The sequence below is a fragment of the Streptomyces sp. C36 genome, assembly GCF_040932295.1.
Lineage (GTDB): Bacteria > Actinomycetota > Actinomycetes > Streptomycetales > Streptomycetaceae > Streptomyces > Streptomyces triculaminicus.
The window spans coordinates 490,180-504,519 of the sequence record NZ_JBFQGI010000002.1 but is presented as its reverse complement, the minus strand read 5'-3'; the positions used below and the strand labels follow the sequence as shown (position 1 = coordinate 504,519).

15 protein-coding genes and 2 pseudogenes are annotated in these 14,340 nt (G+C 72.6%); 14 read left to right on the top strand and 3 right to left on the bottom strand.

Annotated features, from left to right (window positions below):
- The first annotated feature begins 15 nt into the window (after positions 1-15).
- The 4 genes from AB4K12_RS07895 (at position 16) to AB4K12_RS07880 (ending at position 3,242) form a co-directional block, all read left to right on the top strand.
- The gene (locus tag AB4K12_RS07895) at positions 16-1,254 is read left to right on the top strand and encodes a cytochrome P450 (RefSeq protein WP_368433513.1); all 1,239 of its coding nucleotides are present in this window, start codon (positions 16-18) and stop codon (positions 1,252-1,254) included.
- 206 nt (positions 1,255-1,460) lie between these two features.
- On the top strand, positions 1,461-2,081 hold the full coding sequence (locus AB4K12_RS07890; RefSeq protein WP_368433512.1) for a DUF6230 family protein: 621 nt from the start codon (positions 1,461-1,463) through the stop codon (positions 2,079-2,081).
- 1 nt (position 2,082) lies between these two features.
- Positions 2,083-2,547, top strand: a complete 465-nt coding sequence (locus tag AB4K12_RS07885) for a DUF6114 domain-containing protein (protein WP_368433511.1) — start codon at positions 2,083-2,085, stop codon at positions 2,545-2,547.
- The gene (locus AB4K12_RS07880; RefSeq protein ID WP_368433510.1) at positions 2,544-3,242 is read left to right on the top strand and encodes a hypothetical protein; all 699 of its coding nucleotides are present in this window, start codon (positions 2,544-2,546) and stop codon (positions 3,240-3,242) included. The genes AB4K12_RS07885 and AB4K12_RS07880 overlap by 4 nt, the downstream gene beginning before the upstream one ends.
- A gap of 38 nt (positions 3,243-3,280) precedes the next feature.
- On the opposite strand, the gene AB4K12_RS07875 is transcribed toward AB4K12_RS07880, so the two are convergent.
- Positions 3,281-5,245 carry a bifunctional glycosyltransferase 87/phosphatase PAP2 family protein gene (locus AB4K12_RS07875; protein WP_368433844.1) on the bottom strand — a complete coding sequence of 655 codons (1,965 nt, stop codon included), beginning with the start codon at positions 5,243-5,245 and terminating at the stop codon, positions 3,281-3,283.
- Between the two features lie 245 nt (positions 5,246-5,490).
- Between AB4K12_RS07875 and AB4K12_RS07870 the strand changes: the two genes are divergently transcribed.
- Together AB4K12_RS07870 and AB4K12_RS07865 are read left to right on the top strand one after the other, a co-directional pair.
- On the top strand, positions 5,491-5,817 hold the full coding sequence (locus AB4K12_RS07870; RefSeq protein ID WP_368433509.1) for an antibiotic biosynthesis monooxygenase: 327 nt from the start codon (positions 5,491-5,493) through the stop codon (positions 5,815-5,817).
- A gap of 53 nt (positions 5,818-5,870) precedes the next feature.
- Positions 5,871-6,389 (top strand): GNAT family N-acetyltransferase, encoded by a 519-nt coding sequence (locus tag AB4K12_RS07865; RefSeq protein WP_368433508.1) that lies wholly within the window; start codon positions 5,871-5,873, stop codon positions 6,387-6,389.
- 261 nt (positions 6,390-6,650) lie between these two features.
- Here the strand turns inward: AB4K12_RS07865 and AB4K12_RS07860 are convergent, their stop codons facing one another.
- Positions 6,651-8,729 carry an MFS transporter gene (locus AB4K12_RS07860; RefSeq protein WP_368433507.1) on the bottom strand — a complete coding sequence of 693 codons (2,079 nt, stop codon included), beginning with the start codon at positions 8,727-8,729 and terminating at the stop codon, positions 6,651-6,653.
- 304 nt (positions 8,730-9,033) lie between these two features.
- Between AB4K12_RS07860 and AB4K12_RS07855 the strand changes: the two genes are divergently transcribed.
- A complete protein-coding gene (locus AB4K12_RS07855) occupies positions 9,034-9,696 on the top strand; it encodes an HAD-IA family hydrolase (protein WP_368433506.1) in 663 nt (220 codons plus the stop codon).
- An 80-nt stretch (positions 9,697-9,776) separates the two neighbouring features.
- Here the strand turns inward: AB4K12_RS07855 and AB4K12_RS07850 are convergent, their stop codons facing one another.
- A complete protein-coding gene (locus AB4K12_RS07850; protein WP_368433505.1) occupies positions 9,777-10,043 on the bottom strand; it encodes a GlsB/YeaQ/YmgE family stress response membrane protein in 267 nt (88 codons plus the stop codon).
- Positions 10,044-10,292: 249 nt separating this feature from the next.
- Between AB4K12_RS07850 and AB4K12_RS07845 the strand changes: the two are divergent.
- The 7 genes and pseudogenes from AB4K12_RS07845 to AB4K12_RS07815 form a co-directional block, all read left to right on the top strand.
- A pseudogene (locus AB4K12_RS07845) lies at positions 10,293-10,562 on the top strand (gas vesicle protein); the annotation flags it as partial.
- Positions 10,563-10,608: 46 nt separating this feature from the next.
- Positions 10,609-11,064, top strand: a complete 456-nt coding sequence (locus tag AB4K12_RS07840) for a gas vesicle structural protein GvpA (RefSeq protein WP_368433843.1) — start codon at positions 10,609-10,611, stop codon at positions 11,062-11,064.
- Positions 11,065-11,067: 3 nt separating this feature from the next.
- Positions 11,068-11,781 (top strand): GvpL/GvpF family gas vesicle protein, encoded by a 714-nt coding sequence (locus AB4K12_RS07835; protein ID WP_368433504.1) that lies wholly within the window; start codon positions 11,068-11,070, stop codon positions 11,779-11,781.
- A 30-nt stretch (positions 11,782-11,811) separates the two neighbouring features.
- A complete protein-coding gene (locus AB4K12_RS07830; protein WP_368433503.1) occupies positions 11,812-12,045 on the top strand; it encodes a gas vesicle protein GvpG in 234 nt (77 codons plus the stop codon).
- A 34-nt stretch (positions 12,046-12,079) separates the two neighbouring features.
- Positions 12,080-12,610 (top strand): ABC transporter substrate-binding protein, encoded by a 531-nt coding sequence (locus AB4K12_RS07825; RefSeq protein WP_368433502.1) that lies wholly within the window; start codon positions 12,080-12,082, stop codon positions 12,608-12,610.
- Positions 12,603-13,817: an SRPBCC family protein gene (locus AB4K12_RS07820; protein WP_368433501.1), complete on the top strand. Its 1,215-nt coding sequence runs from the start codon at positions 12,603-12,605 to the stop codon at positions 13,815-13,817. The genes AB4K12_RS07825 and AB4K12_RS07820 overlap by 8 nt, the downstream gene beginning before the upstream one ends.
- A gap of 69 nt (positions 13,818-13,886) precedes the next feature.
- A pseudogene (locus AB4K12_RS07815) lies at positions 13,887-14,210 on the top strand (gas vesicle protein); the annotation flags it as partial.
- Positions 14,211-14,340: the final 130 nt, after the last annotated feature.

Below are 14,340 nucleotides of genomic sequence, written 5' to 3'. Positions count from 1 at the left end.
GAAGTGGTGGTGGCCATGACGTCCTGTCCGGCGCTGCCCGACGGCTTCGACCTCACCGATCCCGATCTCTACGCCCATCGCGTCCCGCTCCCGGAGTTCGCCCTGCTGCGGCGGACCGAGCCGGTGTCGTGGATCCCCCAGCCGCACGGCCTCGCGGGCTTCGCCGACGACGGCTACTGGGCGGTCACCCGGCACGCCGACGTCCGGTGGGTCTCGGCCCGGCCGGAGGTCTTCTCCTCCGCCCTGAACACCTCCGTCATCCGCTTCCACCCGAGCATCCGCGGCGAGCAGATCGACGCCCAGAAGCTGATGATGCTCAACATGGACCCGCCGGAGCACACCCGCGTCCGCCAGATCGTCCAGCGCGGCTTCACCCCCCGCGCCGTCCGCTCCCTCGAGGGGGCCCTGCGCTCCCGCGCCCGCGCCATCGTGGCCGCGGCCCGCGAGCGCGGCAGCGGCGACTTCGTCGCCGACATCGCCTGCGAGCTGCCGCTGCAGGCCATCGCCGAGCTCATCGGCATCCCCCAGCACGACCGGGCGCGGATCTTCGACTGGACCAACAAAATGATCGCCTACGACGATCCCGAGCTGGCCGTCACCGAGGAGACCGGCACCCGCTCCGCGGCCGAACTCATCGCCTACGCCATGGATCTGGCCGCCTCGCGCGGCGCACGCCCGGCCGCGGACATCGTCAGCCGGCTCGTGGCCGCCGAGGGGGAGGGCAACCTCCGCTCCGACGAGTTCGGCTTCTTCGTCCTGATGCTGGCCGTCGCGGGCAACGAGACCACCCGCAACGCCATCAGTCACGGCATGCACGCCTTCCTCACCCACCCCGAGCAATGGGAGCTCTACCGGCGCGAGCGCCCGGCGACGGCGGCCGAGGAGATCGTCCGCTGGGCCACCCCCGTCGTCTCCTTCCAGCGCACGGCGACGCGCGACACCGAGCTGGCAGGCGTCCGCATCGCCAAGGGCCACCGCGTCGGGCTCTTCTACGCCTCCGCCAACCACGACCCCGAGGTCTTCGAGGACCCCGGCACCTTCGACATCACCCGCGACCCCAACCCCCACCTCGGCTTCGGCGGCGGCGGGCCGCACTTCTGCCTGGGCAAGTCCCTCGCCGTGCTGGAGATCGGCCTCGTCTTCGACGCCATCGCCGACACCGCGCCCGGCATCCGGCAGGCCGGCGAGCCCCGGCGGCTGCGATCGGCCTGGCTCAACGGCATCAAGGAGCTGCGGGTGACCTACGGCCCGTAGTCCGCGGCGATCGCATCATGACCCCAACTCCCTTTATTCAAAAGGGAATTGTCCATACCTGAACCCTTGTCAGGTGCAGGCGGCGGACTTACTCTCGAGTACACCTTCTGAGACGGCGCGTTCGCGCTACGCCGCGCCGGTACCAGCACCCCACGCACCGCGACAGCGCGGTCAGCGCTGTCCACAGTTTCCCGAGGGGACACCGCATGAAGGACGCTCACGGAAGACAGGTGACCGGCCGCGTCAGGTGGCGCCGGTTCGCCGTACTCGCCGTGCCCGGATTCGCGGCCACCGCCGCGCTGGCCGTCGCGCTCGCCCAGGGGGCCCTGGCGGCGTCGTTCGCGGTGTCCGGGCAGGAGTTCAAAGTGTCCGCGCAGAGCCTGGAGGGCGAAGGCTTCGCACAGTACGGCGGCATCGACCGCAACGCGCGCGGCAAGCTGCTGCCCGTCGCCGTCACCGCCATCAAGAAGGCCAGGCTCGACGACCTGTGCCAGTCCGTGGTCACCACCCTGCCGGGGCTCGGCGACATCTCGCTCCGGCTCACCGCGGGCGCGGGCGGCAAGCCCGTGGAGGCGGAGAACCTCTTCATCGACGCCACCCAGCTCGGCGGCGACGCCACCTTCAAGAACATCGAGATCGGGCGCGACGCCTCGACCCTCAACAAGGGCCCGGCCTCCGCCCAGGGCCTCCAGGACGCCTTCGGCCAGCAGGCGGACAAGGTCGTGATGACCCATGTGCGCCAGGTCGCCTGGGCGACCAACGCCGGTACGTTCAAGCTCAACGGGCTCAACATGAAGATCGGGTTCGGCAAGCAGGAATGCTTCTGACGTGGCGGGCGGCACCGGGACCGCCCCCACACCGTCACCGCGCCGCTCCTGGTGGGCGGCGTGGCGACGGTGGCGCAAGGGGCGTCCCTTCTGGGGCGGCCTGGCCGCCGTCGTCGCGGGCGCGGAGATCTGCGCCCTTCCGCTGGCACCACTGAAGATCATGCTCGAGCAGGGGATCGCGGGCATCCCCTCGGTCCTCATGGGCCTGGTGATGATCGTGATGGGCCTGAGCGCGTGGTTCGCCCCCCAGTACCGGGCGCTCGCCGGGGTCCTCACCGTCGTCGTCGCCACGGCCGCGCTGGTCATGTCCAACCTCGGCGGCTTCCTGTTCGGCACCGTCGTCGGCGTCGTCGGCGGCGGCCTCGTCTTCGCCTGGCAGCCGCTGGCACCGGAGCCGGAGCACTCCCCCGAGCCCGAGGCCGAGCCCGAGCACCGGCCCCACCTCCCACCCAAGGAGACCTCATGAGCCCCCACACCCCCAGGCGCGGGCACACCCTCACCGCCGGCCTCGCCGTCACCGCCGCCCTCGCCCTCGCCGCCGGCACGGGCACCGGCACCGCCTCCGCCACCCCCGCCACCGACGACGCGGGGCCCACCACCGTCACCCCGGCGGGCCACGCCTTCACCGCGACCCTCAACGGCGAGGTCAGCTTCCGCGCCGGCTCGCTCACCGTGACGTGTACGGCCTCCAGTTCCGCGCCGTCCGACGGCAGCGGCAACAACCACGTGCCCGCGGCCCCCGGCAACACCAACCCGGCGGGCCCCGTCGTCAGCAAGGCCAACGCGCCCACCTACTCCGGCTGCAGCGCCAGCCTGCCCGGCGTGGACATCACCATCGCCACCTCCGGCGACTGGGACATCTCCATGCAGCACGGCACGCCGAGCACCGCCTCCCTCACCGCGCCCGCCCGTGGCATGGTGCTCAAGAGCAGCGGCCTGGCCAGCTGCACCGTGACCGCCGCCCCCGCCGCCCCGGCGGTCATACCGGCCGCCTTCACCAACGGCACGCCGTCCCAGATCACGGTCACCGACGTGTCGGTGCCGGTGACGGTGGAAGGCGGCTTCGGTTGCCCGACGACCGCCCGGACGGCGGTGTTCAACGCCACGTACGACATCACCGACGTGACGGACCCGAACTCCCAGATCGTCGTCAGCGGCTAGCGGCCGGCGGCCGGTGGCCGCCGCCCCGGCGGGCCGGGTCAGCTCCCGGCCCGCACGGTCTCGCGCGGCGCGGCGGCCCGCGCCTCGTCCCCCCTGCGGGCCCCGGGAATCACCGCCAGCGCCACCCGGCCCGGGCCGGTCAGCGCGTACTGGATGCCGAACCCGGACGCGACCACCAGCGCGCCGCCCACCGCGTCGAGGACGTAGTGGTTGGCCGTGCCGACGATGACCGAGAAGGTCAGCAGCGGGTACAGCATGCCCAGCCACCTCGTCCACGCCCTCGGCGCCACCACCGCGATCACGACGCCGCACCACAGCGACCACCCGATGTGCAGCGAGGGCATCGCCGCGTACTGGTTGGCCAGCTCCGTCAGCGCCCCGAAGTCGGGGTGGGACAGGTCCTGCGGGCCGTTGACGGTGTCGATGAAGCCGAGGCCCGGCATCAGCCGCGGCGGCGCCAGCGGGTAGAGCCAGAAGCCGACGAGCGCCACCAGCGTCGCGAAGCACAGCGCGGTGCGCGCCCAGCGGTAGGTGGCCGGGCGGCGCACGTACAGGTACCCCAGCACGGACAGCGGCACCAGGAAGTGGAAGGTGCCGTAGTAGTAGTTCATGCCGTCCTTGAGCCAGCCGACGCCCGCCACGAAGTGGTTGAAGCCATGCTCGACGTCCATGAGCAGGGCCTCCTCGACGCCGAGGATCTGCCGGCCGTGGGACTCCGCGAGCGTGCGCGAGTCGGGCGCCTGGGCGCGGATGTAGGAGTAGACCCAGTAGCCGACCCGTATCAGCATCAGCTCCAGCAACAGGTTCGGGCGGTTGAGCGCGCGCTTGAAGAAGCGCAGCAGCGGCACCCAGACGAAGCGGCCGCGCTGCGGCTCGGCGAGCGGCGTCGGCACCGGCCGGTCCCACACCTCGGACGAGCGCGTCAGGAACGGCACCGCGCAGGCGGCCGCGAGGGCGGCCAGCAGCGGGGCGTGCCGGCCGAGCGCCACGAGGTTCGGGGGGACCAGGACCGTGCTGGTGAGCGTCATGACGAGCACGACGAGCACGGGCCACACGAACCGGTCGGCGCGGCGCCGGCCCACCCGGCCGGCGACCGCGAGCAGGATCCACAGCTGCTGGTGCTGCCAGGCGGTCGGGGCGACCACGACGGCCACGCAGCCGGTGACGGCCGTGGCGAGCAGCGCCTGCCCGTCCTCGGCGTAGCGCACGGCGCGGCGCAGTCCGACGACGGCGACGGCCGCGGCGAGCGGCGCGTACAGCGCCAGCTCCAGCGGCCCCCGCAGCCCCACGCGCAGCAGCAGTCCGTGCAGCGACTGGTTGGCGACGTTGTCGGGCGCCTCGCCGAGGCCGGCCCCGGCGATGTGGTGCGCCCAGTACGTCCACGAGTCGTCCGGCAGGGTCACCCACGCCAGTGTCGTGGCGGCCGCGAAGGTGACGCCGGCGGTGACCGCCGCACGGCGCCGCCCGGTCAGCCACAGCGGCGCGGCGAAGAGCAGCACGACCGGCTGCAGGGCCGCGGCGAGACCGGTGAGAACGCCCGTGGCCCGGCCGGAGCCCTGGACGAACCGCGGCACGCAGCACCCCAGGAGCACCAGCAGCACCGGGATGACGCTGGTCTGGCCCAGGGGGAAGGTGTCGCGTACGGGCAGCGAGGCCACGGTCAGGATCACGGCGGCCGGGGCGGCCGCCGGCAGCGCGGCGCGCCCGGGCAGCGCGCGGGCGGCGACCAGCGCCACGGCGACGACGAGCAGCAGGGTGCCCACCGTCCAGACCGCGCCGAGGCTCTGCTCGGCGGCCCGGCCCAGGGGTCTGAGGACGAGACCCGCGAAGGGGGTGCCGGTGAAGCTGTCGGCGCCATGGAGGGAGCCCCGCACCCGCGGGACACCGTCCCCGCCGGTCCACGACCCGAGGCCGGTGAACCACCGCTCCGGGGGAAGCCGCAGCACCACCGCCGCCTGACGGACGGCCAGCAGCCCGGCGAGCAGCCACAGCGCCCCCAGGATCGTCCCGGCCCGCGCCCCCGCCCTCGGCGGCCCGGTCGGCCCGCCCTGCTCCGCATCCGCCACGCTCCGCCGCTCCTCCACTCCGCCCAGGTCGGTCAGCCCCGTAGGTCGCCCGACAACCTCCTACAGGTGGCCTGAATCCAACGCTCCAAAGGCCATTAGGGTGCGGAGCTTTGCGCCCATGGGGTCGCCCGGCGCGCCGCGGGGGCTGCTGCGGGGAGGGTGCCCTGGGGCAGGATGGGCGCATGAGCATCGTGAAGATCAACGTCCTGACCGTCCCCGCCGAGCAGCGCGAGGTCCTCGAGCAGCGCTTCGCCTCCCGCGCCGGGTCCGTGGAGAGCTCCGACGGCTTCGAGTGGTTCGAACTGCTGCGCCCCGTCGAGGGCACCGACGACTACCTCGTCTACACCCGCTGGCGCAGCGAGGAGGACTTCCAGGCGTGGATGGAGGGCCCGATGAAGGCCGCCCACCAGGGCGGCGGCGAGGGCGCCCCCAAGCAGCGGCCCGCCGCCTCGGGTTCGACGGTGTGGTCCTTCGAGGTCGTCCAGCAGGCCGCGCCGAAGAAGGCATGAGCCGTCCCGAAACCAGGTGACCGGGCGCCCGGCCGCGTGCGACCATCCGCGCCATGATCGCCGACGCGCCCTCCTGGACCATCGCCCCGCAGCCGGCCGGCTCGCCCGAGTCGGCCGCGCTGCTGCGCGCGTACCTCGTGGACATCGCCGACCGCTGGTACCGGCTGTACCACGACCGCGACGTCACGCCCGAGGAGATCGAGCGTCACCTGGCGGAGATGGCCGCCGACGACCTCACCCCACCGCACGGCGTCCTGCTGATCGCCCGGTACGGCGGGGAGCCGGCCGGGTGCGCGGGGCTGCTGCGCCGCGACGCGCGGACGGCGGAGGTGACGAAGGTGTTCGTACGGGAGGACAGGCGCGGACTCGGCGGGGCGCCCCGGCTGATGGCGGCGGCCGAGGAGACGGCCCGGGGCTGGGGTACGCGGCGCCTCGTGCTGAACACGCGGCGGGACCTGGTGGAGGCGCGGGCGCTGTACGCCCGGCACGGCTTCACCGCGATCGAGCCGTACAAGCCGCTGGAGGAGGACCCGTTCGCCGAGGTGTGGCTGGGCAAGGAACTGGGGCCATAGGGGCCGCTGGGCCGTAGAGGCCGGAAGGGGCCGCCGGAACCACAGGGGCCGTAGGGGATGCGGCGGCTGTAGGGGCTGCTGGGGCCGAAGGGGATGCGGCGGCTGTAGAGGCTGCGGCGGCCATAGGGGCTGCGGCGGCTGTAGGGGCCGCTGGGGCCGGAGGGAACGCAGCGGCCGTAGGGGCCGGAGGGCACGCACCGGCCGTAGCGCCCGAGGCGCCGTCGGAACCGCCGGGCCGGGCCGCAGGCCGTACGGCAGGCCCTACGGCAGGCGGTGGTCGGGCCGCATGTCGCCGTCGTGCGGCTGCTCGGCGTCGGAGCCGCAGAGCTCCCTGTTGAGCTCGTGGACGAGCGCCACGAGGTCGTGGGGCCGGTCCTTGGCCGTCCACCAGTCCCCCAGCAGCTCCGCGAGCATCTCCTCGCGCACCGCGAACAGCAGGCCCGCCTGCCGCCGCCCCTCCTCGGTCAGCACGAGCGGGATCCCCACGCGGTCGGCCAGCCCCCGTTCCTCCAGCTGGCGGGCGGCTCCCGTGATCACCCGTAGCGGTATGTCCATCCGCTCGGCGAGCAGGGACGGCTCGGCGTGGCCGTCGCGGTGGATGCGCAGCATCATCCAGCTGGCGGCGGGCTGGAGGTCGAGCCCGGCCCGTTCGGTGATCTTCTCGTAGACCTTGCGCCGCCCCTCCCGGCTGCCGAGCAGGGAGAGCGCGCGGGCGCACTCGTCGCGCGAGGAGCGCTCGACGGGGTTGCTGGAGAGGACCTCGCTGGTGTCGGGCGCGGTGACGCTGCCGCGCAGCGGCTGCTCCTTGAGCAGCCAGGCCAGGGCGAAGGCGACGAGGGCGGGCGGCACGGCGTAGAGGAAGACGTCGGTGATGGAGGCGGAGTACGCGTCGAGGACGCCGGCGCGCTGCGCGGGGGGCAGCCGGTTCACGGCCCGTGGGTCGGCCTGGAGGCCGCCGGGGGTGACGCCGGGCGGCAGGGGGGTGCCGGCGAGGGCGTCGGTGATGCGGGGGCCGAGGCTGTTGGCGAAGATCGTGCCGAAGACGGACACGCCGAACGAGGCGCCGATGGAGCGGAAGAAGGTGGCGCCGGAGGTGGCGACGCCGAGGTTCTCGTAGGCCACGGCGTTCTGCACGATCAGCACCAGCACCTGCATGACCAGGCCCAGTCCGAAGCCGAAGACGAAGAAGTACAGGCCCGTCTCCGTGGCGCCGACCGTGGGTGTGAGCCGGTGGAGCAGGAGCAGGCCGACGGTCATGACGGCGGTGCCGGCGATGGGGAAGACCTTGTAGCGGCCGGTGCGGCTGACGATCTGGCCGGAGCCGATCGAGGAGATCAGCATGCCGGCGACCATCGGCAGCATGTGCACGCCGGACAGGGTGGGCGAGACGCCCTGGACGACCTGCAGGAAGGTGGGCAGGTAGGTCATGGAGCCAAACATCGCGAAGCCGACGACGAAGCCGATGACCGAGCAGAGCGAGAACGTACGGATCCGGAAGAGCCCGAGCGGCAGTACGGGCTCCTCCGCCCGGCGCTCGACGAGGACGAACGGGACCAGCAGCGCCACCCCGAGCACCCCCAGGCCGATGATCTGCCACGACGCCCAGGGGTAGGTGGTGCCGCCCAGCGAGGTCATCAGGACCAGGCAGGTGGCGACGGCCGCGATGAGGGCGGTGCCGAGGTAGTCGATGCGGTGCCGGGTGCGGTGGGCGGGGATGTGCAGCACGGCGGCGATGACTCCGAGCGCGACGACGCCGATGGGCAGGTTGATGTAGAACACCCAGCGCCAGCTGAGGTGGTCCACGAACAGGCCGCCGAGCAGCGGACCGAGCACGCTCGAGCCGCCGAAGACCGCGCCGAACAGCCCCTGGTAGCGGCCCCGGTCGCGGGGCGGCACGATGTCGCCGACGATCGCCATCGACAGCACCATCAGCCCGCCGCCGCCCAGGCCCTGCAGGGCGCGGAAGCCGATCAGCTCGGGCATGTTCCGGGCGAGCCCGCACAGCGCGGAGCCGATCAGGAAGATCACGATCGCGGTCTGGAAGAGCTTCTTGCGCCCGTACTGGTCGCCGAGCTTGCCCCACAGCGGGGTGGCGGCGGTGGAGGCGAGCATATAGGCGGTGACCACCCAGGACAGGTGCTCGAGGCCGCCGAGGTCGCTGACGATGGTCGGCAGGGCGGTGGAGACGATGGTCTGGTCGAGCGCGGCCAGCAGCATGCCCAGCAGCAGTGCGCCGATCGCCACGCGGACGCCGCGCCGCGTCCGCCCCTCGCCGGGTACGGGCGGGGTGACCGCGGCCACCGCGGGGCCCGGGCCGGGGCCCGGGGTGTCCTGGCCCATGGGCAGCTCCTGAGTGCGGGGGTGGGATTCCGCTCGCTTCGGCCCGGGTCCGGCCCGGGCCGGCACGGGTCGCTCGGGGCCGCCCGGGTCGGCGCGGGCTCGGCTCGGGTCGGCGCGTGCTCGGCTCGGTTTCCATCGTCCGCCGGAGGGGCGGTTCCGGCCCGCTGGGGTACGCCGACCAGGGGCGTTGGCGTTTTCCCCGCACCTTTTTGTATCGTGGAGAAACAAAGTGGCTCCGCCCGCACTCCCTGACCGGCGGGTGGAGCCGCTTGTCTTTTTTCTCCGCGCGCTTGGAGTCCTTCCGATGACCACGACCACGCTCACGGCCCGCGCCCTGCTCCTCGACATGGACGGGACGATCGTCAACTCCGACGCGGTCGTCGAGCGCTGCTGGCGCCGCTGGGCGGAGGAGCACGGTCTGGACGCCGACGAGGCCCTGAAGGTGGTCCACGGCCGCCAGGGCTACGCCACCATGGCCGTCCTCCTCCCGGACCGCCCCATGGAGCTCAACCACGAGGACAACCGGCGCATGCTCGAGGCCGAGACCGCCGACGTCGACGGCGTCGTCCCGGTCCCCGGCGCCCCCGCCTTCATGGCCGCCCTGGCCGGCCTCCCGCACGCCCTGGTCACCTCCGCCGACCGCGCCCTGTCCGACGCCCGCATGGGCGCGGCCGGCCTGCCGATGCCGGCGGTACGCGTCACGGCCGAGTCGGTCGGCGCCAGCAAGCCGGACCCGGAGGGCTTCCTCAAGGGCGCGGCCGAGCTGGGCTTCGACACCCGGGACTGCGTCGTCTTCGAGGACTCCGAGGCGGGCATCACGGCCGGCAAGGCCGCCGGCATGCGCGTGGTGGGCGTGGGCCCCCGCGCGGCGGCGCACGCCCCCGACGTGGCGGTCGCGGACCTGACGCACGTCCGGGTGGAGCCGGCGCCGGACGGCGGCATCCTGCTGACGATCACGGAGGGCTGAGGTCCCGGCACTCCGGGCGTAAGGGCGGGCCGAAAGGCCCGCCCTCAGCATTGAAGGCCTCCTGGATACGCGGTTGGGAATCAGTGATGGCGGGCCTTCGTTCTGTCCACGGCCGCCACACCGATCGCCGCCAGGGCGATCTGGATCAGCCACTCGATCCAGTCGATCCCGCCCGTGACCGAGACGTGCAGGGCGCGCGCGATCGCGGTGCCGGCCAGGGCCGCCGCGATACCGACGAGGATCATCAGCCACAGGGGAACGTGCTGGCGTCCCGGAAGGACCAGCCGGCCGAGCAGGCCGATGACGAACCCGATCACCAGAGCGCTGAGAATGCCCGAGACTTCCATGGGACTCACTTCCACGGGCGGGGCGGAACCTGGAATCCACCACCCGGTTCTTCATGTCAATCCCTTTGTACCCCTATATACGGCATATGCGGCACGGATCCACAGATCCGGCTTCCCAGCCAAGGGGACGGATGGGATAATTGTGATCGAAAGCACGAGAAGGTGAAGATCACGAACGACCGTGAGTCGAAGGCCCCCCGGACCTCTCGCGACCACGCACCCCAGGGGAACCACGCACCCCCGGGGAATCGCGTGTCCGCGACGGAGGCGATCCGCAGCGCGGCCGAGCAGCTGACCGAACTGCTCGGGCGGCGGCCGGAGTCGGTCTCCGCGCTGAAGCCCACCGAGGACGGCTGGGAGGCTCGGGTCGAGGTGGTGGAAGTGGAGCGGATCCCCGAGACGACCAGCGTGATGGCCAGCTACAACGTCGTGCTCGACCCGGCCGGTCAACTCCTGGGCTACGAGCGGGGACACCGCTACACACGCGCACAGACCGACAGGGACGACCGCGAGCGCTAGCCGTGGCCCCGCCCCTTCGTCACGAAGGGAAGACATCGTGACTGTGATGCCGCAGGGCGGCGTGCCGCCCGCCGGAGGTGGCGGACGGTCGGGGAACCTCTACGACGTGCTGGAGCTCGTCCTGGACCGCGGCCTGGTGATCGACGCCTTCGTCCGCGTCTCCCTCGTGGGGATCGAGATACTCAAGGTGGACGCCCGCATCGTCGTGGCCAGCGTCGACACGTACCTCCGCTTCGCCGAGGCGTGCAACCGGCTCGACCTGGAGTCCGGCCGCAAGGCCCCCGCCCAGCTGCCCGACATGGTGCAGGGGGCCGTCGAAGGGGGCGCCAAGAGCAAGAGCAAGGGCGTGCTGACCGGCGCGGTCGAGGCCATCACGGACTCGTTGCACAAGGGTGACGACGAGGAAGCGGAACCCGAGCGGCGGCCCTCCGAGCGCGAGGGCACCCATCGCGGGGAGCCGGAGCGCAGGCCCCGGCGCTCGTCGCGGGCGAGGGAGGAATGAGCGATGCCGGTGTACGTCTACGCCATCACCACGGCGTCCCACCCCCTGCGCCTCGACGACATGGGCGGCGTCGGCGACCCTCCGACGGCGCTGTACACGATCGGTGACGACTCCTTGCGCGCGGTGGTGAGCGACGCCCCCGAAGACCTCGCGGCGGGCCGGCGCGACCTGGAGGCCCATCACACCGTGCAGGAGCGCCTCTGGGCCGACGGCACCACGCTCCCCCTGAGCTTCGGCTTCGTGGCCCCGGACGAGGAAACGGTGCGTACGGTGCTGCGGGAACAGGGCGAGCAGTTCGCCGCCGCCCTCGACGAGCTCTCCGGACGGGTGGAGTTCAACGTCAAGGCGGTGCAGGACGAGGACGGGCTGCTGCGTGAGGTCCTGACGACCTCCGAGCAGGCCCGCAGGCTCAACGAGGCGACGCGCGACGGCGGTGGCACGTACGAGGACCGGCTGGAGCTCGGCCGACTCGTCGCCCAGGAGGTCCAGGCGCGGCAGGAGTCCCTGGCGGCCGAGATCGTCGAGGCGCTGCGCCCGCTCACCCGCTCCGAGCAGCTCTCGCCGCCCTCGCAGCAGTACTTCCTGAACGCCTCGTTCCTTGTCGACACCGACAGGTCCGAGGAGTTCACGCGGACCGGTGCCACGCTCGCCGAGCGGTACGCCGACGTGGCCGAGCTGCGCGTGCGCGGCCCTCTGCCCCCGTACAGCTTCGCCTGAGCGTTCCGAGAGGATCCGAGAGGAGCAGCCGTGGGACTGGTGATGCAGCTTCTGGCGCTGCCGCTCGCTCCGGTCAGGGGCGTCGGATGGGTGGTGGACAAGGTCCGTCTCGCGGCGGAGCAGGAACTCAACGACCCTGCGGCCCTTCAGGAGGAACTGGCCTCCCTGGAGCGGGCGCGCGAGGAGGGCCGCATCGAGGAGGAGGAGTTCAGGCGGCGGGAGGACGCCTTGCTGGCACAGCTGATGACGGCACGGCAGCGATGACCCCCGTACGGCCTCTGACGGGAAGGCGGAGATGATGAACAACGCCAAGATGGGCGCGGCCGTTCTCGGCGGATACGTGCTGGGGCGTACCAAGAAGGCCAAGCTCGCGATCGGGCTCGGCAGCCTGCTGGCCGGCTCCCGCGTCAAACCCGGGCAGCTCGGCAAGGTCCTTGCCGAGTCCCCCTTCCTCAGCAACGTCAACGACCAGGTCCGCAGGGAGCTGGTGTCCGCGGGCAAGGCGGCGGCGACGTCGGTGCTGACGGCCAAGGCCGAGCACCTGGCCGACTCCCTGCACGAGCGGACCGCCGGCATGCGCGACAAGGCGGCCGTCACGAGCGGTGGCGAGGAGAAGGAGAAGAAGGCTCCGGCGGCACGCGGGTCCGGGCACAGGTCCTCTTCGCAGTCCCGAGGCGGAACCACGGCTTCCACGCACCGCACGCCGCGATCCGGCGGGACGGCCGGCAAGCACCAGGAGGAGGAGGGGCACGCGGAGGAGAAGCACGGCACGGCCGGTGGCCGTTCCTCCGGCGGCGCCCACAGGACGAGGAGGTCGGACGATGGCTGAGCGGAGGGCGGCGGCGCGGGGCGCCGGGGCGGCCGGCGGCCTGCGGGACCGGGTGCAGGCCAACCCGGGCGCGAACCGGTTGGTGGAGGAGGCCGAGGCCTACGTCGAGGCGCGGCTCGAGCGAGTGCTGCAGGACATGGCGCACCGGGTGGAGGAGTCGGCGACCAAGCTCGGCGAGGCCCACCTGGGTCCGCACGAGCTGGCCAGCGCCGTCGCGAAGGGCGGCGAGCGGTTGAAGGCGGGGGCCTCGCCCAGCGCGGCCGTGCTCTCGGCGGCCGCCTCGCACGCCAAGACCGCGCTGTGGGAGAAGGTCAAGGAGGTCACCGGCAAGCGGCGCGACCAGAAGCGGTCGGGCGGCCCGGCCGGCGGCAAGAGCCTGACGGTGATCGAGGACGTGGAGGTCGGCGTCCCGGTGCGCGAGGCCTACGACCAGTGGAGCCAGTTCCAGGACTTCGGCCGGTTCGCCAAGGGCGTGGTGAACGTGGAGCGGGAGGACGACACGACGTCCCAGTGGCATGTGAAGATCGCCAAGGCGAACCGCCACTGGCAGGGCAAGGTCACCGAGATGGTGCCCGACGAACGCATCGCATGGACGTCCGAGGGCGCCAAGGGAACCACCAAGGGCGCGGTCACCTTCCACCCGCTCGGCGAGAACCTGACCAAGGTGCTCCTGGTGATGGAGTACTTCCCCCAGGGGCTGGTCGAGAAGACCGGAGCGCTGCTGCGGGCCCAGGGCCGCCGCACCCGGCTCGACCTGAAGCGCTACCGCTCGTTCGTGACCCTGCGCGGGGAGGCCACCGGCGGCTGGCGCGGCGAGATCCGCGACGGCGAGGTGGTCGCCGAGGCAGGGGAGGAGGACGCCGACGACCGGGAGCGGGAGCGGGACGAAGAGGCGCCGCCCGAGGGCTCGTACGAGGACCGCGAGGACGCGTACGAAGGCGACTACGGCGAATACGAGGAGGAGGGCCGGGGCGAGGGCCGCCGCACGCGCGCGGACGAGACCGAGAGGCCGTACGAGGACGAGGAGGCGTACGAGGGCGAATACGAGGAGGGCGACGAGGAGGACGAGGACGCCGAAGACGAGAAACCGCGGGCGCGCTACCGCGACGAGGACGACTCCCGGCGCGCCGGGGGCGGCGCGTGGGAGGACGAGGAACCCGAAGGCGCGGAAGCACAGGACGAGGAGCCCCGCCGCTCCAGGAGGTGACTTCCCGGACGTGGGCCCGCAGATGAGCCGACGCAGACCCGGAGATGAACCGAGGAGGTCGACCCCGCCGTGACCGAACCCGTTCTCCCCTCCGCCGGCCCGGCACGCTCGCTCTCCCCTTACGGGCAGCAGGGCAGCAGCGCGAACCTCGCCGACATCCTCGAGCGCGTGCTCGACAAGGGCATCGTCATCGTCGGCGACATCAAGATCAACCTGCTCGACATCGAGCTGCTCACCATCAAACTCCGTCTGCTGGTGGCCTCCGTGGACAAGGCCAAGGAGATCGGCATCGACTGGTGGGAACACGATCCGGCCCTGTCGTCCCGGGCCGGCGACCGACACGAGCTCGAGGAGCAGAACGAACGCCTGCGGGCCGAGGTGAGGGCGTTGCGGCGACAGGCCGCCGAGTCGCCGCCGGCGGGCCTTCCCGAGGGCCGGTCGGGCGACGCCGAGCGCCCGACCGACGACGCCGCCCGCCCGCGGCGCGCCGACACCGAGCGCCCCACCGAGCGCCCCATGCGAG

What these genes read in the sequence shown, in the direction of transcription:
- AB4K12_RS07895 (WP_368433513.1), top strand. Translation starts at nt 16, where the DNA reads ATGACGTCCTGTCCGGCGCTGCCCGACGGCTTCGACCTCACCGATCCC.
- AB4K12_RS07890 (WP_368433512.1), top strand. Translation starts at nt 1,461, where the DNA reads ATGAAGGACGCTCACGGAAGACAGGTGACCGGCCGCGTCAGGTGGCGC.
- AB4K12_RS07880 (WP_368433510.1), top strand. Translation starts at nt 2,544, where the DNA reads ATGAGCCCCCACACCCCCAGGCGCGGGCACACCCTCACCGCCGGCCTC.
- AB4K12_RS07870 (WP_368433509.1), top strand. Translation starts at nt 5,491, where the DNA reads ATGAGCATCGTGAAGATCAACGTCCTGACCGTCCCCGCCGAGCAGCGC.
- AB4K12_RS07865 (WP_368433508.1), top strand. Translation starts at nt 5,871, where the DNA reads ATGATCGCCGACGCGCCCTCCTGGACCATCGCCCCGCAGCCGGCCGGC.
- AB4K12_RS07860 (WP_368433507.1), bottom strand. Translation starts at nt 8,729, where the DNA reads ATGGGCCAGGACACCCCGGGCCCCGGCCCGGGCCCCGCGGTGGCCGCG.
- AB4K12_RS07855 (WP_368433506.1), top strand. Translation starts at nt 9,034, where the DNA reads ATGACCACGACCACGCTCACGGCCCGCGCCCTGCTCCTCGACATGGAC.
- AB4K12_RS07850 (WP_368433505.1), bottom strand. Translation starts at nt 10,043, where the DNA reads ATGGAAGTCTCGGGCATTCTCAGCGCTCTGGTGATCGGGTTCGTCATC.
- AB4K12_RS07840 (WP_368433843.1), top strand. Translation starts at nt 10,609, where the DNA reads ATGCCGCAGGGCGGCGTGCCGCCCGCCGGAGGTGGCGGACGGTCGGGG.
- AB4K12_RS07835 (WP_368433504.1), top strand. Translation starts at nt 11,068, where the DNA reads ATGCCGGTGTACGTCTACGCCATCACCACGGCGTCCCACCCCCTGCGC.
- AB4K12_RS07825 (WP_368433502.1), top strand. Translation starts at nt 12,080, where the DNA reads ATGAACAACGCCAAGATGGGCGCGGCCGTTCTCGGCGGATACGTGCTG.
- AB4K12_RS07820 (WP_368433501.1), top strand. Translation starts at nt 12,603, where the DNA reads ATGGCTGAGCGGAGGGCGGCGGCGCGGGGCGCCGGGGCGGCCGGCGGC.